General features: G+C 69.3%; 19 protein-coding genes. All 19 read right to left on the bottom strand.

From position 1 onward, the window contains the following. Nucleotides 1-756 (bottom strand): FAD-binding protein (locus Rhe02_RS24385; RefSeq protein WP_203910665.1); only part of this gene is annotated, 756 nt, incomplete at its 3' end. Nucleotides 757-758: 2 nt separating this feature from the next. Beyond that, a complete protein-coding gene (locus Rhe02_RS24390; protein ID WP_203910666.1) occupies nt 759-1,574 on the bottom strand; it encodes a glycosyltransferase family 2 protein in 816 nt (271 codons plus the stop codon). Between the two features lie 106 nt (nt 1,575-1,680). Then, on the bottom strand, nt 1,681-1,917 hold the full coding sequence (locus Rhe02_RS24395) for a tyrosine-protein phosphatase (RefSeq protein WP_203910667.1): 237 nt from the start codon (nt 1,915-1,917) through the stop codon (nt 1,681-1,683). 39 nt (nt 1,918-1,956) lie between these two features. Continuing rightward, nucleotides 1,957-2,253, bottom strand: a complete 297-nt coding sequence (locus Rhe02_RS24400) for a hypothetical protein (protein ID WP_203910668.1) — start codon at nt 2,251-2,253, stop codon at nt 1,957-1,959. A gap of 11 nt (nt 2,254-2,264) precedes the next feature. Next, nucleotides 2,265-5,573 carry a DUF6519 domain-containing protein gene (locus Rhe02_RS24405; RefSeq protein WP_203910669.1) on the bottom strand — a complete coding sequence of 1,103 codons (3,309 nt, stop codon included), beginning with the start codon at nt 5,571-5,573 and terminating at the stop codon, nt 2,265-2,267. An 11-nt stretch (nt 5,574-5,584) separates the two neighbouring features. After that, nucleotides 5,585-7,531: a hypothetical protein gene (locus Rhe02_RS24410; RefSeq protein WP_203910670.1), complete on the bottom strand. Its 1,947-nt coding sequence runs from the start codon at nt 7,529-7,531 to the stop codon at nt 5,585-5,587. After that, nucleotides 7,528-10,314, bottom strand: a complete 2,787-nt coding sequence (locus Rhe02_RS24415; RefSeq protein ID WP_203910671.1) for a baseplate J/gp47 family protein — start codon at nt 10,312-10,314, stop codon at nt 7,528-7,530. Before Rhe02_RS24415 ends, Rhe02_RS24410 begins: the two co-directional genes overlap by 4 nt. Next, nucleotides 10,311-12,884 (bottom strand): putative baseplate assembly protein, encoded by a 2,574-nt coding sequence (locus Rhe02_RS24420; protein ID WP_203910672.1) that lies wholly within the window; start codon nt 12,882-12,884, stop codon nt 10,311-10,313. The genes Rhe02_RS24415 and Rhe02_RS24420 overlap by 4 nt, the downstream gene beginning before the upstream one ends. Beyond that, nucleotides 12,881-13,237, bottom strand: a complete 357-nt coding sequence (locus Rhe02_RS24425) for a GPW/gp25 family protein (RefSeq protein ID WP_203910673.1) — start codon at nt 13,235-13,237, stop codon at nt 12,881-12,883. Before Rhe02_RS24425 ends, Rhe02_RS24420 begins: the two co-directional genes overlap by 4 nt. Next, nucleotides 13,234-13,515 carry a hypothetical protein gene (locus Rhe02_RS24430; protein ID WP_203910674.1) on the bottom strand — a complete coding sequence of 94 codons (282 nt, stop codon included), beginning with the start codon at nt 13,513-13,515 and terminating at the stop codon, nt 13,234-13,236. Before Rhe02_RS24430 ends, Rhe02_RS24425 begins: the two co-directional genes overlap by 4 nt. Nucleotides 13,516-13,549: 34 nt before the next feature. Beyond that, nucleotides 13,550-14,092 (bottom strand): phage baseplate assembly protein V, encoded by a 543-nt coding sequence (locus Rhe02_RS24435; RefSeq protein ID WP_203910675.1) that lies wholly within the window; start codon nt 14,090-14,092, stop codon nt 13,550-13,552. Then, complete coding sequence (locus Rhe02_RS24440) at nt 14,089-15,222, bottom strand: hypothetical protein (protein WP_203910676.1); 1,134 nt, start codon at nt 15,220-15,222, stop codon at nt 14,089-14,091. Before Rhe02_RS24440 ends, Rhe02_RS24435 begins: the two co-directional genes overlap by 4 nt. Then, a complete protein-coding gene (locus Rhe02_RS24445) occupies nt 15,215-15,580 on the bottom strand; it encodes a LysM peptidoglycan-binding domain-containing protein (protein ID WP_239124017.1) in 366 nt (121 codons plus the stop codon). The genes Rhe02_RS24440 and Rhe02_RS24445 overlap by 8 nt, the downstream gene beginning before the upstream one ends. Further along, nucleotides 15,577-16,239 (bottom strand): hypothetical protein, encoded by a 663-nt coding sequence (locus tag Rhe02_RS24450; RefSeq protein WP_203910677.1) that lies wholly within the window; start codon nt 16,237-16,239, stop codon nt 15,577-15,579. The genes Rhe02_RS24445 and Rhe02_RS24450 overlap by 4 nt, the downstream gene beginning before the upstream one ends. Next, entirely contained in the window at nt 16,236-16,490 is a 255-nt protein-coding gene (locus Rhe02_RS24455; RefSeq protein WP_203910678.1) for a hypothetical protein, read from the bottom strand. The genes Rhe02_RS24450 and Rhe02_RS24455 overlap by 4 nt, the downstream gene beginning before the upstream one ends. Then, entirely contained in the window at nt 16,483-18,294 is a 1,812-nt protein-coding gene (locus Rhe02_RS24460) for an ATP-binding protein (protein ID WP_203910679.1), read from the bottom strand. The genes Rhe02_RS24455 and Rhe02_RS24460 overlap by 8 nt, the downstream gene beginning before the upstream one ends. Next, a complete protein-coding gene (locus Rhe02_RS24465; protein WP_203910680.1) occupies nt 18,291-19,571 on the bottom strand; it encodes a Pvc16 family protein in 1,281 nt (426 codons plus the stop codon). The genes Rhe02_RS24460 and Rhe02_RS24465 overlap by 4 nt, the downstream gene beginning before the upstream one ends. After that, a complete protein-coding gene (locus Rhe02_RS24470; protein ID WP_203910681.1) occupies nt 19,568-20,188 on the bottom strand; it encodes a hypothetical protein in 621 nt (206 codons plus the stop codon). Before Rhe02_RS24470 ends, Rhe02_RS24465 begins: the two co-directional genes overlap by 4 nt. Next, on the bottom strand, nt 20,181-20,885 hold the full coding sequence (locus Rhe02_RS24475; RefSeq protein WP_203910682.1) for a T4 family baseplate hub assembly chaperone: 705 nt from the start codon (nt 20,883-20,885) through the stop codon (nt 20,181-20,183). The genes Rhe02_RS24470 and Rhe02_RS24475 overlap by 8 nt, the downstream gene beginning before the upstream one ends. Between the last annotated feature and the right edge of the window lie 5 nt (nt 20,886-20,890).

Raw genomic sequence — 20,890 nt, forward strand, 5'->3', positions numbered from 1 at the left:
CCACCGGCCCGCCGCCGTGCTCAAGCTGCCCTTCCACCGACGCGCCGACGCGCTCGAGCCGCCGGAGGTGCCGTCGCGGTGGGTGGCGGGTGGGGCGGGGGTTGCTTGCCAGGTTTGGGTTAGCTCGGTGTGGGGGAACCACCAGAAGCGGAAGTATGGTGTGGCCAGCAGCTCGTCGAGGTGGTCCAGGGTAGTGTCCAATGTGGAGCGATGGCTGGTGGCGTGCAGGTCGAAGGCGGGCACGTGGCGCAGGGTGACCGCGGAGATCACGCCTAGCGCGCCGAGTGACACCCTGGCCGCTGCGAGCAGATCGCCTTGGGTGTCCAGGATCTGGCCCGCGGCGTCGACCAGGCGCAGCCCGGTCACCTGCTGGTCAAGCGCGCCAACGGAAAGGCCGGTGCCGTGGGTGCCGGTGCTGATCGCGCCCGCCACCGTCTGCTGCGCGATCGAGCCCATGTTCGCAAGGGCTCGCCCATGCCCCGCCAAGAAGTCGTTCAGGTCGTGTAAACGCATGCCGCCCTGCACGGTCACCTCGTGGTCGGTGAACGACAGCACGCGGTTGAGCCGATCCAGCAGGACCAGGTCGCCACCGCCGTCGGCGGCCGCGATAGGGCCACAGCTGTGCCCAGACCCGGCCACCTTCAGCGGCCTGAGCGCGCCACTCACCACGGAGGCCAGCTTGGCTTCGGAGGCCGGGCGGTGCACCCGGCGCGGGCGGGCGGTGACCGTACCCGCCCAGTTGCGCCAGCGCGGCATTGCTAGGCTCCGAACCGGGCGGCCGGCGCCATCTGGTAGGCGGCGCCATGCTGCTCGAAACCGCGGCGTGCCTCGTCGATCGCGTCGAGCACGGAGGCGGGCGGCTCACTGTCGCGAGTGGAATCGATGCCACGGTAGGCCAGGGTGGTCAGCCGGTGCGCCCGATCCTGGGTCATCAGCGCCTGCAGCCGATGCGTGTAGGCGAAGGCCAGGGTGCCCGGATGCCACGGGTGGTAGAGCACCGGCTCGCGGGGCCAGCACACTTCCAGCCCCAGGTTCTTCAGGCGCACGTACATGTCGAAGTCGTTGCCGTGGTCGCCGGTGGCGAAGACTGGGTGCTGGTCGTATCCGTTGAGCTCCACCAGCCAGCGCCGGCGCACCCCCAGACAGCCGCCCCAGTTGGACGGGTGGGTCAGCACCCCGGTCTGCCGCAGATGGGCCAGGTCGACCTCGTCGCGGTGGCAGTCCTTGGGCTCGTTGTAGCGGTAGTTGTAGGTCACCAGCCGCGGGTTGCGTTCATGCAGCAGCCACATGCGTTCCACAAAATCGGGCTCCACCACCAGATCCCCGTCGGGGATCAGGACGAGCTCGCCGCGGGCGGCGCAAATGCCGGCGTTGAAGCAGTAGGACGAGTGGTAGACCCCGGTGCGGCCCAGGGTCAGCAGCCGGGCGCGCGGCGCTTCGGCGGCGATCGCGGCATTGACCGCGGGATCGACCGTGCCGTAGTACTCGACCCAGATCAGCTCGAAGTCGGCAAAACTCTGCTGCGCGAAGGCCGGGATGGCATGGAAGGCCTCGCGAAACGATCCATCGATCATGATGATACTGACCTTGGGTAGCACGGCTATAGTTCTACCCAAGTTGGCTTGCAGGCCACTAGAGCGCCGCCAAGCCGAGCAGGCGTGCTCTTACGCGCTGATCTGGTCAGGGGTGGCGCCACCGTCCAGCAGATAGCTGTCGGCCCCGCCGTGCCTCCCAGTTCCAGCGCAGATCGAGAATCCGGCTTACCCCGCTCTCGGTGATGGCGCGGATTCCCTGAGGCGTCAAGCGATTGTGGTTGTCGGAACGAAACAGCGCACCCATTCGAGTGCGGCCGCCGGTTGCGGTGGGCAGGCCGCCGAGGTCTCGGGCATTGACGCAGTCGGGCCAGAACATTCTCATCGCGATGCCTCCGGCCCGTCCTCGTCGTCTGCGCGAAGGTTAGTCCTCGCCGTGCAGCTCGGCCAGCTCGGCCAGTTTCTCCTCCCACTGCTTGGTCGCTGCGGCTAGCGACTCCTGCCACGCTTCGGCCACGGTTTTGGCGCCGGCCAGGGCTTCGGTGTGCCGGCCGATGGCCGCGGCGAGGTCGATGTCGGTGTCGGCGATCCGGCGCAGGTCGTCGGCAGCCAGCAGTTTGGCGGCCTCCTCCCGCTGGGCGGAGGCGACGCGCTGGAACCGCGCGGAGGTGTCCACCATCCCGGTGAGTGCGGACCGTAGCACCCTGATGTTCTCTGGCATCGGCTTGTGTCCTATCCGATCGGGTTGAGCGCGTCGCGGGCCACCTCGTGCCCGTTGATCTGGATGCCGCCGCTGGTGATGTTGCCGACGGCGACCGCGGCCGACCTGGCCGTGATGGAAAGCGAGGGATGCCCGCCGCTTAGCCGGTTGCCCTGCGCGATCGCGGTGGCCGCGTTGATCCGGGCCACCTCGCGGTCGGTCTCGCTGGGATGTGAGCCACGGTTGCCGGTCAGGTGGACGTCGCCGGTGACGGTGACGTTGATGGCCGGCTCCTGCCCGCCTCCCTGCAGCGTGTTGCGGGTCAGCTCGGCATCGGCGGTGACCTGTGCCATCAGGTAAGCGCTGTCGCCCGCGAAGGTCCACGTGCCGGCGGTGGTGGCGGCCGAGCGGAAGAGCTGGAAGCTGGCCCGTTGCACCCCCATCAGCAGCATCGGGGTCCAAGCAGCGCGCAGTCCCTCCTCGGTCTCGCCGCGTACGGTGTTGTCCGTCACCGACATCGTGCTCTGCCAGAAGGCGCAGCCGATGCCGACGCTCGTCCCGCCGGAGTTGGCCGAACCGATGCGCGACACCATGTTCCCCGAAATCCTTGCCTCCACACAGGAGGCGACGAGGATGCCGTAGCCGTTTCCGCCGGTGTCGCTCGCGGCCACCCCGTCGATGGTGTTGCCGCTGATGAGCGCGGATTGCACGCCGATGACGGCGATGCCCATCAGCATCGCGGCCTGGATATAAGGTCTGTCCACCAAGGACGCCGCCAGGTGCTCGCTGAGCACCGCCGACACCCGGCTTCGAGCACCCGCCGCCAGACCGACGCCGCCCGCGGCGGAGGCCGCGGAGGCCGCGGAGGCAGGGGCGGTGGTGGCGGAGGTGGGGATGGCGGCGGCGGAGAGGGCGGTGATGCCGGGGTTGACGCGTGCCGAGGCGCGCATCGCGGCGGCGCTGCCGAAGTGCAGCGTGGGCTCGTCGGCGGTGGCCTCCCGGAACGAGGGCTGGCCCGCGACCTCCGCCCGCAGGCGGTCGGCGAACCGGTCGGAGAGCCGGCCGGGGAAGGGAAGGCTTGACGAGCCCGCGGAAAGGTCGAGCACGTGGTTGTTGTCCACCGAAACCCGGCCGCTCAGCGCCGCGGGCTGGACCAGGACACCGCCACCGCATTTGCGCACGATGTTGTGCTTGATCAGCAGGCTGGAAAGCTGCGCCGAGACCACGATGCCGGTGCCGCCCATGCCTGCGATCCGGTTGCCGAGCACCATGGCCACCCCGTCCGGGGTGTCCGGCGGGGCCGCCTGCAAAGCGATGCCGTGCTTGCCCTGCACCCGGGACGCGCCGACGACGGTGTTGCCGCTGATGCTGGCGCGGCCGCCGGTGACGATGCCGGCGCCGGTGACCTCCAGCATGTTGCGGTCGATGTTCAGCGTGCCGTCGACTCCGGCCACGTCCTGTGGCACCAGGCCGGTCATCACTATCCCGGCGTCCTCGCACGCGGTGAACTGGTTGCCGGCCACCGAGGTCAGCCCGGTGTGCTCGACGACTCCGTTGTGGTCTATGCCCAGATCGATGCCTCGCCCGGTACACGAGAAGAAATTGTCTTGAATGGACAGACCCGCGGTGAGCAAGCCTTTGTCGTCAAGGTGGGTCTGTGCGGTCAGGCCGGCGAAGCCGGTGAAGAGGCAGTTGCGGATGGTCAGTAGCTGTTGCACACCGCTGAGGCCAAGGCAGCTGCCCTGTTCCCATTCGTGGGTCACCCGCAGCGCGTCGGCGACACAGTTGCGGTTCGCCGAGCCGAAGACCACGGCGGGCATGTCGCCCCGGGTGCTCACCGCAAAGTTTTCCAGCACCACGTCGCGGCTTCGGGTGACCGACAGAACCCCGTTGGGCGCCTTGAGCACGGTGGCCGCGCCTACCCCGCGGATCCGGATCGACCGCGCGCCGTCTATCTTCACCACATCTTCGAGCTCGTAGACGCCGGGGCAGAGGGTTATCGTGCCGCCATTGTGTTTCTTGAGCGTCTCGATGGCCTCCTGCAGCGAATCGCCTGGCGACACACAGATCTCGCAGCCGCAGCTCTCGCCGGTGGAGGGCCAGTCGGGGCGACAGTCGGTGACCGGGCCGCCGATCGTGAGCAGCGCCAGCTTCGCGTAATGCAGATGGGTGCCGCGAGGCGGCGCCGCGGTCAGCTTCTCCACCGAGGCGTCGGCGACGCGGGCGGCGAAGACCCAATGGTCGCCGGGGCGGGGCTTGCCGGTGGCGGCGAAGGTGAAGGTGACCGTCACCCCGAGCTCGAGCAGGAAAGCCTTGCCGCTGGCCGGAATCGGGATCGGACCCGAATCCCACTTGCGCACCCGCAGATGGTGGGTGGAATTCGCCAGGTCGGCGGGAAGCGGCGAATCCAGCAGGATGACGTTGCCCTCCTCCACGGTGACCTTGCGCATCTCGCCGGGGGTGTGGTCCAGCTCGAGCCGGTCGTCAAGCACCTCGACCCAATCGCCCGACTTGATGCTCAGCAGCTCGTCGCGGCCCAGCGCGGTCAGGCGCAGCCGCGACGTGGAGATGGATTTGTCCACCGCGCTGGTGATGGTGGCGTTGTCCCGGGACCACTTGAACTCGGTCGCCGAATGCAGCTCCACGCGGTAGAGCTGGTTCTCCGGGCCGCGGTAGCCCTTGCTCGGCGGCACCTCGCACGGGCCCGACGGCGGGTCGCTGTCGTCCGTGCCGGTGGTCAGCCGGGCCGAGGAGGGCGCGGTCAGCTCCGCCCACTTGGCGATCGTCGAGTCGCAAGTCAGACCCGTGCCCACGTTGGGCAGCACCCGAACCTGCCACGCGGTCTGGTTGCGGGTAGTGGTCTCGACGCCGATCGCGGGCTCGACGAGGTCTGGCGTGTTGAGATGGTCCAGCTCCCGTTGCCACGCCACGAGATAGAACAGATGCTGCCCGCCGGTGGTGGGCGCATCGGTGACGTCGCGGCGGTAGGGCTGCTGGGTGTAGGCGATGGCGGCGTTGCCGTTGGGCTCGGCGAGGATCGGCTCGAGGTCCGTTTTCGTCAGCAGGCCATGGTTTTCGGCGAGCAGCCCGTCGACGTAGAGGCGTCCCGCGCCGATCGAGATGACCCCGCCCGCCTCAGTGATCTTGAAGGCGTCGGGGGTCAGCCGCGACACGATCGACGGGGTCGGCGCCAGGTCGACCATCTGTGCGCGCACGCGCCGATCGGTGATGGCCACCTGCTCGTTGAAATCGGCGTCCAGCCACACGCGCCCTTGCAGGCTGCCGATGCCGCTGTGGTCGCGCAGCGGGTCGAACCGGACCCGGCTTAGGTCAGCACTCATCTTCGCCGTCCTTACGTAGCGTAGAAGATCCCGGCCTCAAGGCCGAACCGGAGGTATTCGTCAAGGCGCACCCGCAGGTTCGCTTCGCGCTGCGGGGCGAACAGGTAGTTGCCCACACCCATTTCACTCTCATTGTCCGCTCCCTGCCGCACACTGTCCGATGTGGAGCGCCGAAGCTGCGCATAGCCGACATCGCTGAAACGCATGCTGGTGAAGTCCGGCCGCGGCGTCGAGACGCAGCTGTACTGGCGCGGTGTCAGCGACTGCGCGGGCAGGTAGCTGAAACGCACGCAACCGCTTTGCCGGCGTTTGACGGTCACCTTGCCAAGGACGATCGAGTTGGAGATCTCCACCTCGGTCGCTTCGATGCCGCCGTACACCGTGCACGCTTCAAGAATCACCATGCCTTCTTTCTGGTACCCGGCAACGCCCGCCGAGCCCGCATCGACCACGCAGTCGGTGAGCTTCACCACCGCCCCCTCCACGGCCGTCACCGGCCCGGTCACGCAGCGCTCCAGCTCGACGGTCGCGAAGGGATGCTCGACGATCAGGCTGGCCGCGCCGGGTTTGCCCGGCTCGTTGGCAGTGGTGCGGGTCAGACCCGGTACCAGGGTGCAGTGGCGCAGCACCACCTTGCGTATCCCGATGTCGGCGTTGGCCGGGATCACCAGTGGCCCACCGCTGATCATCAGACCGTCCAGCACGATCGTCGCGTCGTCGGCCGGGCTCAGCTTGACCTGGGTCTTCGTGCTCAGGTGCGGCCGGTGCCAGTTGGCGCTGCGCAGCACGACCGTCTTGCCCTGCGCAGCGGTGATCTCGGCGGGCGCGGGGTACTCCCAGTTGTCCTCGATCTGCACCGTGCCGCCGTTGGCGTCGAGCAGGGCGGCCAGATCCTCGCCGCCGCTCGCCAGCACCGGCTCGGTCTCGGGCGCCACCAGCGCGGGCAGCCGCCGCGAGTATCCCCCGCCACCGATGTCCAAAGTGGACCCGTAGTGGTAGCTGCCGATCGCGGTGACATTGCCGGTGACATCCTGCGGGAAGTAGACCCGGCCCAGCACCGGATCGATGGCGATGACGCCGGCCTCGGGCGCGTGCGCCCAATCGTCGCCGGGCACATCGGAAAGGTCGCAAATCCTCACGGTGCCCGGGGTCGGCGCGCCCAGCAGCCCCACCAGCAGGCTGCGGTCGGGGCCGTAATAGTGGTCCAGATTGGCCTTGAGAACCCGCCGGGTCAGCGGCAGCGGAACGTCCGAGGGCTCGGCCAGATGCGTGATCTCCGCCTCGGCGCGCTGCTTGCCGAACAGGCGCTGATCGATGCCGAGCGGGTGGAACCGGAAGCGCCGCTTGTCAGTTCCGCCATGGGGGGTCAGCTTCACCCGGGTCAGCTCCAGCGCCGCCGCCCGCCACAGGAAGATGCCCACGTTGTGGATGTTGTAGCGGCCGGTGCCGGTGGAGATCCGGCGCACGTCGGCAAGGTGGGCGTGGTCGTCGAAGGCGGTGCCCAGCCACTCCAGCTGCGCCACCCGCATGTCGAGGGTGCCGCCCCGGCCCGGCCGGGTGTGGTTCATGTATTGGGTCGCGGCGAGGCGCTCGAAGAATTCGACCGCCCGCGCCTTCCAGCCGGTGACATCGAGCGCGAGCTGTTCCAGCATCGCGGCTGTGCCCTTGCGCCGCCTGTAAGCGATGGTGTTGGCCACCTCGGCGCGCGGCGACGAAATCCGCGCCGTGCTGCGCGCCGCATCCTCGTGCAGGGGCCGGTAACCGACCAGCTCGCCGATGTAGGGCACCACCCAGTCGGCGCAGGTCTCGATGAACTGGTCATCGTGAAACTGATCGAGACTGTCCTCGAGCACCCCGAGCTGGCTGGCGATGATGGTCAGCAACCGCTTGAGCTGCCCGTCGCCCAGCTCGTCACGCGCCCGGTAGACCCTCGGAAGAAGATCATAAAGCTCGGTCATGGCATCTTCCCGATCGCGTTGGGGGACAACGGGTTCAGCAGGAGCAGCTCAGCACCGAGCACCGTGCCCTGCTCGGCCTCGGCCCGCGCCGCGAGCAGAAGCTCTTGCACACCGAGCGGCGCGGGGCGGGGCCGCAGCGGCCTGCGCAGACCGCCGACGCCATGCAGCTCGTGCGAGCCGATGGCGATGTCGAATAGCTCGCTCAGGCCGGTGGTGGTGCCGGGGGCGCGCAGCTCGTGCGAGCCGATGGCGATGTCCAGCAGCTCGCTCAGGCCCGTGGTGGTGCCGCTTAGCTCATGCAGGCCGAGGGCGGTGTCGCGGGTTTGCAGCAGCTTACGCAGGCCGGTGGAGGTGGTGGCGGCGTTCAGCCCGTGCAGACCGAGGGCGGCGCTGCGGGTCTGAAACAGCTTGCGCAGGCCGGTGGCGGCGTCTAGCTCGGGCGGGGCGGGCGCGGTGTAACGGGCTAGCACGTCGAGGTCGACGGCGATCACCCCGGGCGCGCGGTGAATCACGGCGATCACCTCCGACTTGCGCACGGGCATGCCGAAATCCCTTGCCCCGAAACCGAAAGCCTCTTCGAGCCGGGCGGCGATCGCCTTGCGGACGGGTTCCCACTCCAGAGCCGGATCGGCGAGCACCTTCGCCGCCACCTGGAACCAGGCCGGCCGGTGCGGCACCACCAGGACGGGGGCGAGCGGGTCGCCGTAGCTGCGAAGGGACGCGGCCAGGCGGGCGCAGAGCAGATCCCCGGCGAGGTGGTCCTTTTCCGCCGAGGCGACGGTCACCACGATGGTGCGGGTGTTGCGGACAGCGAGCACGGTCACGTCGGCCTTGGCCACCCCGGCGAACGTGCTCGCATAGTCGCCGTAATCGGTCAGCGACACCGCTCGGCCCAGGGTGCGGGTCGAGCGCGGGATGCCGGTGCGGGCCTGCGCCACGGTGTCCGGGTCTGCGCCGCCCTGCGCCGGGACCGGGTTGGTCACCCCGGTTACCCCCAGCGGTGGCGACGCCAGCTGGGTCAGCGCGCCCGTGGGCAGGTTGCCGGCCTCCCCGGTTCCCTTGCGGTACTTGGCTCGAACGTTGTGGCTTCCGGCGGGAACACGTGCGCCGCGCGCGCCGTCGCCGGTGCCGACGACGACCTCACCGCCGGGCGCTTCGCGGGTGACGAAGGTGCGGTCGTTGGGCCCGGCCGGGTAGTGCGAGCCGACTTCGGCCCAGCGCACCTCGTTGACCCGGACCTCCAAAGTGGACTGTGCCCCGCTCGGGCCGTCGGCGGGCACATAGGTCAGCGGCGCGTGCTTGAGCTCGAAACGCTGGAAGGGCCGGGCCGAGCCATCGCCCAGAATCTGGTGCACGGTCTCGCCGTGGGTCGCCACCGCCACGTTGCCGAAGATGCTGACCTTGGCCCGATCATGCGGCTGCGCAAGGTCTTCGGCGAAGGTCAGCTCGGTGCCCTCGTCGGTGGCGACCGCCGAGGCGACCGCGAGCAGCTGGGCGCCGGCCGGGCTGGAGACGAGCACCAGCCGCCCGGGCGGCAGCGCCGACACGTCCCCGGCGACGGTGCACTGACCCTCCGCCACCGCGGTCGGGTCGGGCTCGCCGACCAGGTCCAGCGGATCGTTGACCGCGAAAATGGTGGTTTCTCTGACGTAGCTGATGAATTTGTTGAACTGGGTGGGGTTGCCGGTGAGGTGGGCGCGGGTCACCTTGCCGGAGACGGCGAACTCTGACCGGGTCAGCTCCTCGACCTCGGCCACCTCGAACAGGCCGCGCTCGTTGCCCTGCACCAGCATCAGCCAGCTGCCGACCGCGATCTCCGGATGAGAACCCTCGATGTCGACCGCCTGGCCCGCCGACGCCGGGCGGATGGCGTAGAACGGCCAGTTCTCCTTGATCGCGGCTTTGTACTCCTTGCCCGGGGCTTTCATCACCGGCAAAGAGCTCTCCACGGCGTTCTTGTAGTCCTTGCGGAAGGTGTCCGACATCGAACCCCACATCGGGGCCTGATGGCCGAAGACCGCCAGCCGCTTGCGCCACACATAAGGGGTCAGCGGCCCGGCCACGCCCAGGGCGGGCTTCCAGGTCACCAGCGTCGATTCGGTCGAAGGCGTGACCGTGGCCACCGTGGCGGCGGCCCAGGTGCCGAGATCGGCGGCGAAGAGCAGCTGATCGCCCGCGCGCAAACCGGTGGCCACCCCTCTGAGGTTCATCGAGGTTGCGCCTGCCCCCAGCACCGTCTTGCGGAAAGCCAAGGGGCGCAGCATGTTCCACTCGGGCCGGGCCACCAGCCGCTGTGCTGTCTCGAAGGTCTGCTGCTGCTCACCCGGGCCGGGTACGCTGCGCACCGCGGTGCCCGCCTCAATGATCACCTCGGCTGGCATCCTGACCCGCTGGAAAGGCGACGTGGCGTCGGTGAGCTGTTGGCGTGGCGGGGGTTCGACGTGGAAGGCCAGATGGGTGGTGGCCGCGACGCCCGGGCGCAACCGGTAGCCGACCAGCTTGCCTAGCTCGGCCAGAGACGTTCTGTCCAAAGCCGTGCCGAGGTAGGACTCGTTGATGAGGCGCTCGGAATAGAAAGTGAGCACCTCGGCCACGCAGGCCACCCCATCGAGCAGGCCGATGGTGAAATCGTCGCTGTCGCGGGTGGTCAGCTTCGGCAGCCCGCCCTCATCGTCGAGCAGGGCGTGCAGGCTGGCGCGGAACTCCGCGTAGCCGCCCGGCCGGTAGCTGACCTGGGGCAGGCCGGAGCGATTGGTGATCTCGCGCGGTGTCTCCAGGGTCATCGCCCGCCTCCAACGGTGAGGGAAAGCACGCCCCGCTCGGGGAAGTTGCGGTTGTTCTCCAGCCGCGCGATCTCCAGGCGGCCCATGGTGAGCACGCCGGTGTCCAGGCCGCTGACCGCCGGATCGTGCTGGCGGCGGAAGGTCACGATGTTCACCGATTCCACGCCCGGCACCGCCTGGGTCGCGGCGTAGATCGGGCTGAGGTAGACGGGCTGGGCGAAGCTGAGCCGGTCGGCGTGGAAGAGCGCTTCGATGCTCGCGATCACCTCTTGGCGCACCGCGGAGCGGTGATGGCCCGCGGCCACACACACGTGCAGCTCCAGCTCGACCGGGATGTAGTGAGGCGCGTCGATCTCCAGGTCGTAGCCGGCCAGCCGGTACCTTTCCAGCCTTTCCCGTTGCCGTGCTTCGAAAGCGCTGTCGGGGGCACCGCCGCCGATCGGGTCCACGGTCAGGAACACCGTGTGCCAGCTGCCCGTCCAGCGCCACGTCGCGGCGGCGCGCTGGATCAGCGGGTCGCGTACGGCGACCTCCGCCCAGTCGGCCGGGGTGACCGCCCGTTCCTGGATCAGGAAGGCCTCGGGCGCGTCGCGGCGCACCTCGTCGGCGGTCTGCTGCTCCAGCCCTCCCGCCGCGGGCAGCGGGTTGGTCACCGCCGTCGCGGCCGCCCCCTGCTCGAGGTGCTCAAGGCTATGCGCGCCAACGTTTCCGGACACCCCGTTGCCGAGCCGGTAGCTGGCCACGAAGGCTGTCCCGGGTGCGGGCCTTCGGCCGTGGCCATGGCCGTCCTCACCGTCGCCGAAGCGGAGATAGGCGGTGCCGTCGTGTTCTGTTTCCACGGCGAAGTCGGTCGCGTCCGGCCCGCTGCCGAGCAGATCCCACTGCGGGCTCCAGCCGGTGTCGGCTTCGCCGGTCTGTTTGCTGACCAGCGTGATGGCGGGTTCGGCTCGGGCTGCGTCGGCCTCGGTGAGCCGGGCGGCCGGCATCGGGCGCTGGGTCACCCGCACCTTGCCGGACGGCAGCACGGTGATCCGGGCCAGCGTGATGGTGTTGCTTACCGACCATTCGCCGTCGTTTCCCCGTACCACGAAGGAAAGGTCTTTGAAAACAACGCCCTGTCTGGCCAGCCAGTCGCGAACGGTCTGGGAGGACTTGCGCAGAGCCAGATCCGCTTGCACCGCGGCATCCGCATCGGTGGTCGCGATGACCTTCGCGGTCACCGGCACCGACCGGGTCAGCGGCGCATAGCGCAACCGCGGGCGGTAGCGCCGGTTTCCCACCACGCCGAGCTCGTCGTCCTTGGCGCGGCGGCCGTGGTCGGCCACGACAATGTTGCCCCACGCCACCGCGACCGGGTCGGTCGAGACCCGGCCGTTGATCGGCAGATCGAAGGGCAGCGCGTCGGCGGCCTCCCAGACGATTTCGGTGACCGGCAACGGGTTGTTGTCCGGGGTGTCCTTGAACAGCCCGCCGGACGGGTCCTGCGCCGAGGTGACGTGGACCAGCCGCACCGGGTGGCGGCGCAACCGGTCGGGGGTGGCGAAGACGAGCAGGTCTCCCGCCTTGAGATCGGGGTGATCCCCGGACAGGGTGGCCGCGGTGCTTCCCGCGGGCAGGCAGCAGTCCTCGTTTCCCCAGGCGTAGAACGGGATTTCGTCATGGTCGGCGTAAAGCACCGCGTGGTCGACGGTTTCAAAGACGACCGCGCCCGCGTTGAGGGCGGCTGTCACCGCCTGCGGGCCGAGCATGGGCGGCAGCCCTTCCACCTTGCTGTAGACGCGTGTCGCCTTGGGCAGCTGCACGGCACCGCCCAGCGGCACCGTGAAGCGCAGCAGCACCCGCGAGGAACAGCCGTCGTGCATCCGGTAGTCCACCAGCCGGGCATGGCGTCGCAACGCTATCCGGCTGCGGGCGGTGGTGAAGTAGGCGTCGGTGGCGTGCGCATCCTGCCGGTAGGAGAGCCGGTCGCCCGCGTAGGCGAGCAGCTCCACCAGAGTCATGCCCAGATCGGCCGGGCTGCGCTCGCGCCAGCGCGGGGTGACCAGGCTGAGCCTGTCCAGCAGCATCCGGCGCAAGCTCTGATAGTCCTTGGCCAGATAGTCCAGCTCGGGCACGCCGGTGGGCCGGGCCGTGCCGCACCGGCATTTGCCGTCGCGGCAGTCGAATCCGCCCGCGCACGCGATTTTGAAGGTGAACCGCACCTGGGCCAGTATTGGATCGAAGCCGGTGGTGCCGATGTGCAAGGTGTAGTAGGAGAAGTCGCCGGCCTGGGCCGTGCGCACCACCAGCACCTGGCCGGGGGAGTCCAGCCCGGCCACCAGGGCCGGGTCCTCACCGGAGGGCAGGCTGTCGGCCGCGCTGACCCACTCCACCCCGACGGTGGCTATCCTTTCCCCGCCATCGATGCGGACCTCCTCGGCCTTTATCCCGGCCGCCGGTTTGAGCAGCCGCACCAGCAGCGTGCGCTGCGCGGTGTCGGCGACGTCCAGATACTCGATGCCGTTGAGCAGCCCGGCCCGCTTGACCACACGCAGCCGCAGATCCTCCGCACACAGGTACCGGCCTATCACGCTGGCGCTCCGAAACTCTCGGTGCGGCGCTGCCGCGACCGCAGCTCGACAAATTGCACAAGCACCTCGAGCCGGCCGTCGATCCCGGTCACCTCAACGCTTTCCACCGCGATGAGATGACCCAGCCACTGCTGCAGGGACCCCTGGACCAGGAACTGGGTGGTGGCGGCGAGCTCAAGGCTGTTGGGCTCGAAGGTCAGCGCCAGCAGGCCCGACCCGAAATCCGGGCGCATCACCCGCTCGCCGGGCGCGGTGAACAGCACCTGGGCGATGAGATCGCGCAGATGGGTGTGATCGTCGACCGCGCTAGTCAGGCCGGTGCCCGCGATGCGGTAGGGAAATTCGAGATTCATGTCGCCATCGCCCTCGGCTGCACCATGACCGGCAGCATCGGCGAGCCGGTGGAGACACAGACCGAAACCCCGGCCTGGACGGCGACCGGCATGCCCATCACCTTGACCCGCGCCGAGCCCACCACCCACTGCCCGGTGGCGCAGAAGACCCCGCTGGGCGTCAGCGAGCAGCCCGCGATGGCGTAGGGCGTGCCGACGGTGACCACCGGCTGCCCGCTCACGGTCACCCGCGGATTCGGCGCGAGCGGCGTGGCCACTCCCGCATGGGAACAGAGCACGGCGGCTCCTAAGTGGAGGATGTATCCAGGCATCTCACGTCACCGTCAATCCGCCGACATTGATGTCCACCGGGGTGCCCACCATGCTGATGGCCGGACCGGCCAGCGTGATGACCGCACCCTTGCCGTTCATGATGCTGATCCCGGCGTCGGTGACCGCGATCATCGGAATGCCGCGACAGAAGATGGTCACCCCGCCCACCCCGGGGGCATCGTTGATGACCACCGCGTTGAGCGTCGTCGTCTGCATCGTCATGCCGGGCACCCCGGGCGGCACCGCGTGCGACAGCGCCGGCGTTTCCGCGGCCAGCCCCCAGTAGCCGCCCACCCAGATCGGATGGTCGGGGTTGCCCTGCTCGAACTCCACCCACACCCCGGCCCCGATCGCGGGGACGGCGAACACTCCGTTGTTGATGCCGGAGATCGGCAGGCAGGGCATGGCCCAGCTGGTCGGCACGACGGCCGAAACGTCGGGCACGATCACCTGGATCCGCCCGATCTGCATCGGATCCACGTTGTTGAGCACCGTCGCCCGGTATTTGCCGTAGTACTTCTTGGTGGTCGAGGTCATCGTCATGTCGGCACCTTCGGAACGGTGGAGAGCAAGCCGTTTCGGGCCAGCGTGAAGGACTGTTTGAACTCGCCGCGCTTGATCGTGCTGGAGACCGAGGAAACGTAGTAAAGGCCGTCGAAGGCCTCGCCCGCCCCGCGTACCCCGACCAGGCCCCGCGATTTGAGCACGTGCCCGTACCGGGCCACGTCCAGCGAGCCCTGGCCGAAGACCGAGTCGGAATGCTGCGAGGCGTAGGCCAGGCCGCGCATGAGCGCCACCCACGGCTTGAGCTTCGCCTCCTCGTTGAGGTTGGTGAGCTTGGTGGGCAGGGGAGGGATGAGGCCCAGCGGCGGGCTCCACGGCGTCACGTCGGGAATCGGGATGCCCAGGGGCGCCTTGGAATACTGTTCCTGGATCCACACGATCGGCAGCTCCTTGCGCTCCTTGTCGAAGGAGAAGCTCATCGATTCGACGTTGCGGTGCGGGGCGTCCAGGTCGAGATTGAGCGCCGGCTGCGGAGCGCCCACCCGGATCTCGGGACCCCAGTAGGCACGGCTCGTGCCCGGGATGGGGCCGGGGTCGAGGTAGAAGACGTAACCCACTTCGTAGGCGAGCATTTTCAGGTACGCGTAGTCCGTGCCCTGGTGCCGGGGGATCGACTCGATGGGGATGGGGATGTCCTCGACCACGCTCGGGATGGTCATCGGGATGACGCCGAGGGCGGCGTACTTCGCCAGGATCACCAGCGCCCGCAGCACGGGCGGCATGGCCGGATAGGGGATGCCGTCGAACTGGAAGTAGTCCATGACGACCGATAGATCCTTGCCCTTCACCACCAGGCTCGTCTCACCTGTCCCGGAGTCGCGCACCTCATGGTTGGTCATCACCCCATCCATGAGCACCTCGGACCGGCCGCGGATGGTCGCCACGATCACCACCCGCACGATCGGGATGGTGGCCCCACCGGTCAGCAGGAACAGGGTGTGCAGCATTGAGCGGCGCGAGAGCCGGAAGGTGATTTCGAAGCCGCCCTGGGTCTCGCCGGATCCGGTTTGGACAGTCACCGACTCGACCTCATCGATCACCTCCTTCGGCGCCGGGATCGGGATCACCGGGCCGATGTAGAGGGACAGCTTCACTCCGCCGTCAAGCATCCTGCACCCCCGGCATGCCGGCTTGCGCGGCGATGTGCAGCCTTCGGCCGATGGTGTCGGTCAGCTCGTCGGGATGGGCGGCCAGGTTGGCGTCGGCTATGCGCCACCACAGCTCCGGGTCGCCGAGATAACGCGCGGCTATCGTGTCGAGCCGGTCGCCGCTGGAAACCGAGTGCTCGCCGAGCGGGGCCAGCTGGTGCGGCTGCGGCAGCAGCCGCCGGCCCAGGTAGGCGATGACCGCCCGGCCGTCGCCGGGATCGTGCGCCAGGATGGGTGTGCTGGCGTACCGGCTGTTGGGCGGAAAGCTGTTGGCGGGAATGGCGCCCGCGGCGATCAGCGCCTGCAACGGATCCATCATGCGCTCAGCCCTTCCAATCCGAGACTGGACAGCACGCCCGGCTTCGCCTTACCCGCCAGCGATTCCTTGGCCTGCAAGTAGTTGAGGAACAGCACCCCGCCGCGGTGGCCGAAGCCCAAGTCGTCGACCGAGAGCACCCGCAGCCCGAGGCTCACCTTGGCCCGGATCGGGTTGAGCTGTGGGTCGAAGGCCTCCTCGGTGATGGACAGCTCGGTGAGCCGCACCGGAACTATGCGGCTCTTGGACCAGACGAAAAGCGCGAGAGGCGTCTCGATGGGAAGCACCTCAAGCGATCCCGACCGAGCCATCCGGTCGTTGGCCAGCATCACCGACGTCGCCGGATAGGCCATCGCCTCCAGCACGGCCAGCTGCGGGTGGATGCCGTAGGTGACGGCATCCTTATTGCTGTCGGGGAACTCCAGCTGATCGGTGGCGTTCAGCGTCGCCTCCAGCTTGATGGTCTCTACCGCGGCGCCCTTGAGCCGCAACGCCTGGGACCGGTCGGCGTTGTCGCCGCCGGCCGCCTTGAGCTGCAGCGACCGGGTCAGCGTGTCCGGGTTGTACTGCAGCGAGATCACCTTGAGCAGCGCGCCGCTGCCCGGGTCGACGAGCACTATGCCGCCCTTGACCAGCCGGGGTGAACCCGGAAATGCGCTCATGGCGTCCCCCTCTGGTCACCCTGCGCGACCATGCTTGACCACACCGATTGGGCCACCTGCGCTCCCAAGTTGTCCACATCAGACAGTGCCGTGCCGTGCAGCTCGGGCGCCGCGCCACCGGAGATGGCGCCGGTATGACCCAGGGCGAGCGTCGTCAGCTCGGCGATCAGGCTGGCCCGGAAGCCGCCCTCGTCGGGCACGCTCACCCCGTTGAGCACGATCTCGTCGATGGCGATGGAGATGTCACGCATAGCCGCCCCCGAGCTCCGCGTCGGTCAGCGGCTTCTCCAGCTTCACGTACTCGCGCCGGGCCGCGGTCAGGACGTGACCCATCCCGACCGGTTCGCCCGCGGCGGCGGCCAGAAACGCCGCGCCGAGCGCGATCGTGCGGATGTTCCCGCCGGACAGCTGCATCCGGGCGAGGCGATCCCAATCGAGATTGGCGGTTGGCGTCTTGGGCGGGAACATCAGCCGCCAGATCCGCGCCCGTGCCTGCGCGTCGGGGAACGGGAAGGGCACCACGAACCGCAGCCGCCGCAGGAAGGCCCGGTCGAGGGAGTTCTTCAGGTTGGTGGTGAGGATCGCCAGACCTCGATAGGTTTCCATGCGCTGCAACAGATACGAGACTTCCAGATTGGCGTACCGGTCGTGGCTGTCACGAACCTCGCTGCGCTTGCCGAAGATCGCGTCGGCCTCGTCGAAAAGCAGCACGGCCCCGCTCGCATCGGCGGCGTCGAAGACCCGCTTGAGGTTCTTCTCGGTCTCCCCGATGTACTTGCTCACCACCGAAGCCAGATCGATCCGGTAGAGATCCAGATCAAGCGCGCCCGCGAGCACTTCAGCCGCAAGGGTTTTGCCCGTCCCGGACTCGCCGGTGAACAACGCGGTCACGCCGAGCCCACGTCCGGACGAGCCCGCCATGCCCCAGCTCTCATAGACCTGCGTGCGGTGCCTTACCTGAGCGGTGATGTCCCGCAACATCTCGGTCGCGAACTCCGGCAGCACCACCTCTTCCCAGCCCGCGGCGGGTTCGATCAGCTGGGCCAGGTCGGCTATCCCGCCCCGGGAGCTGCGCCGGCAGGCGTCGTGCAGGTCGCTGGGCCGGTCCAGCGCGATGGCCTCGATCTGTTCCACCTCAAGGCGAAACGCCGCGGTGATCCCGTCCAGTTCCCCGGCCGGGCCGAGCAGCTGCTCCCAGAGCTGGCGTTGCTCGCCGATGCTCGGCGACGGCACCGCGCAGGTGAGGTCGGCCCGCAGCTGTGGCAGGCCGGACAGCACCACCGAACAGCCCAGCTCGCTGACGAAGGCGGCCACCGGGCGCGGCGCGGTCTCCGGCTCGGCGGTGATCACGGGCAATGCGCCCAGCAGCGCGGCTTCCCGCTCCACCAGCAGGGCCAGCAGGGCGTTCTCCGCGCCCAGCGGCGGTATCCGGTCGGCCGGAATATGCAGCGGGGTCAGGTCGAGCGCGGCCGCGGCGTGGCTGGCTATCCGGTTGCGGGTCTGCTCTCCGGCGCCGTGGATGCTGGCCACGACCTTTTCCGGCCGGGAACCCAGCCGGGACGCCAGATCCACGGCGATCACCTGCTGGGCCGGGGTGAGCCGGCCCGGGATGTCGGGCAGGGCCCTGACCACGCCGTCGAGCCTGGAGTCGAGGCATACCACGCCGACGAGGTGATGCAGGATCCGTTCGTCGATTCGCAGTGGCCGGCTGATCAGGCCCGCCCCCGCCCCCGGCTCGACCAGCCGCCAGCGGCGAAGCGGTGCGCTGGTGGCCATCGCGTCCCAGTGGCCGCCGCCGAGAACGGAAAGCGCGGCCGCGAAGGTGGGCGGGGTGAACCTTTCGTCGAGTTCGGCGCCGGTACACCACAGCAGCAGGTCCCGCTCGAACCCGGACAACCCGAAGACCGAAACCACTTGCGCCAGACGGGTTTGCTGGGGCACGACGGCATCCTGCGCGGGCGCCTGCCCGCTGATCACCGCGTGCAGGCGGTCCAGTTGCGCGACGAGCAGGCGCTGGTTGCGCGCCATCCAGGTCTCCTGCTCGGCTTCGGTCATGACGGCACCACGACCTTGCGGTCGGCGCGGAACTCGGGTGCGGGCTTGGTGGTGTCGATGATGCGGCTTTCCACACCGTCGACGCGCAGCCGCACCACGGCTGGGCCGCCCGGAATAGGGGCCAGGTCGGCTTCGATCTGGGGCAGCGCCGCCGCGTGCGGGGCCACCGGGCCCTGCGCCGAGTTGAGCCCGATGGTGGCCGCCTGTTCGGGTTGCACGCTGGGGGTCAGCGGCACGACGGCGTGGATCCGGTTCGGGTCGCGGGTCAGCGCCACGCCGGACACGGTCGGGACTGGGGCGAGCATCATAGCGGCCACCTTCGTGGTGCGCGGCTCCGATTCCCCTTCCGGGACCAGCTCCACGCTGACGCTCCACACCCCGGCGGGCCAGATCTGGTTCACCGGCTCGGTGGCGGGCAGCGCGAACTTCGCCGTGGTCGCGTCGGCGTTGGCGCCCACCGTGATGACGTGCGGCACTTTGAGCAGCCGGTGTTGCAGAAGAACCTTCAGCGCGGTGCCCGCCAGATGGGTGCCGTGCAGGGTCACGGTCTCGCCCAGCTCCACCACCGGGGTGCCGTCGGGCGCGCTCACCGATTCCAGGGTGGGGTAAGGCGAAAGCGTGGACGGCTCCACCCGCAGGGTGCGCGTGAGCACCGGCAGCGGGGTGACCACGGGCCGGGCCGGCTCGATGAGCACCACGCTCACCTGGAACGCGGCGCTGGGCCGATAGTGGCTCTGGGTGGCCGACCACAGCTTCGACATGCCTTCCAGGTCAAGCAATTCCCAGCTGATCTTCAACGTCTCCAGCTGATCGGCCAGTCCGGCGTTGGCCGGGGTCTGGAACGCGGTGGGCACGGTCGCCGACGGGTCGAGCGGGTCGAATTGCAGCGCGCTGCGGATGGCGGCCCGGTCCAGGAACGGCCGGTCGTGCAACAGCTGCATCCCGTAGCCCAGCAGCATTTCGGCCTGCAGATCCTCTTTGCCGTAGGCGGTCAGCAGGTAGTGCAGGTCGAGGGCGAGCGGGGGGCTGGAGGTGCGGCGGCCGCCGCTGTCGCGGGAGGGCAGATCGGCGTTGCGCCAGCCTTGGTTCAGGCTCACCCGGTAGAGGAACAGGTTGAGCTGAGGCCCGTCGGAGGGGTTGTCGAGCTTGATCAGATCGGGCGCCTTGGCGGACACCTTGACCGGGCTGCCCACCGCCGGTACGGCGTCGACCAGGCCGTTGTCCAGAACGTTGCGCAGCACCGCGCTCACCGCGCCGATGGCCAGGGCCGTGCTCATCTCGGCCTCCCGTCATTTCCGCGCAGGTAGTCGGAGAGGCTGACCCCGTCGCTGGCCGCAGCGACCGGTGACGGCTCGAAAACCGGTGCGGGCGCGGCACTCGGCGCTTGCGGCGCACGGATTTCGATGCGCCCGATGGATATTTGCACGGTCTGCCGTTCCGGCGGCTGTGGCGCGGGCCGGGGTTCGCGTCGGTGCTCGATCGGGGTGACCGGCCTGACCCGCTCGACCACCTCGCTGTCCAATGTGGACAGCATCTTGACGACGACCTCACGTTCCGCCGGCCGCAGCACGGGCGGCACCGCGACCGGCGCGGCCGATGGCGGCGCGCTGCGAGCCGGCGGCGCCGCGATGGCTTGCGGCGACGGCGAAATCGTGGCGGCGGCAGGTGGCGCGGGTCGGGCGGGGTCGGAGTGGGTCTGCGCATGCGGCTCAGCGGGCGCTGCGAAACTCAGCACGGCGGGCGATGGTGGCGACAACGCGGGCGCTGGCGGGTTCACCGTCGTTTCCTCGACGTGTTCCTCCAGCGGCGCCGCCTCGGTGTGCATCGGGCCACGGACGATCGGGGTGGTGCGCGAGACCGGGCCGGAGACCAGGCGGGTGAACAGATCACTCATCGCGCACCAGCTCCAAATAGTAGGCACGCCTGGCCTGCGACAGAGCGAGGATCTGCGTTTCGCTCCAGCCGTAGGCGCGGGCCAGCTCGTCCACCTCGCCCAGCAGCCGCCGTGCGGTGGACCGCAGCGCGGCCCAGACGAACTCGCCGATGTCCAGCGGGCTCTCCCAGGACGCGGCGCACTGCGGGCAGGTCAGCTCAAAGGTGATGTCCGCGAACGGGTCCGCGGCCGCCACCCGGCGCGCCAGCTCCGAGCGCGCCGTCTCGCTCAGCTGCGCGCCGTCGCTGCCCACCATGCGGGTCAGCAGCAGCACCGCCCCCTGCGCCGGGTCGGCGCAGCGAGCAGAAGCCGCCAAGTCCTCCGCGCCGGGAAGCCGCCACTGGACCGCCTCGCCGTCAATCTCAAGCGGCTCCGGCCCGAGCGGCTGCGGCATCTGCTCGACCAGCTCCGCCACCGGCACGTTGAGCTCCACCTCGGTGCCGCAATGGGGGCACCCGGCCACGCCGTCAAGCTTCTCGCCGAAGCTGGCGGCATAGAGCTGGAGCAACGCGGCCTGCCTGGCACCCGCCGTGTCCCGCGCGGCGGGCACGGCGAAGGCGTCGAGCAGAGCGGCGTTGCGGGCGTCCCAATGCAGCGCCTGCTTGCGGGCAAGGCGATCCCAGGCCGCCAGCAGATCCTGGGCGGCGACGGCGGTCACGGCGG

Source organism: Rhizocola hellebori (genome assembly GCF_016862955.1).
In the GTDB taxonomy this organism is placed as follows: Bacteria; Actinomycetota; Actinomycetes; order Mycobacteriales; family Micromonosporaceae; genus Rhizocola; species Rhizocola hellebori.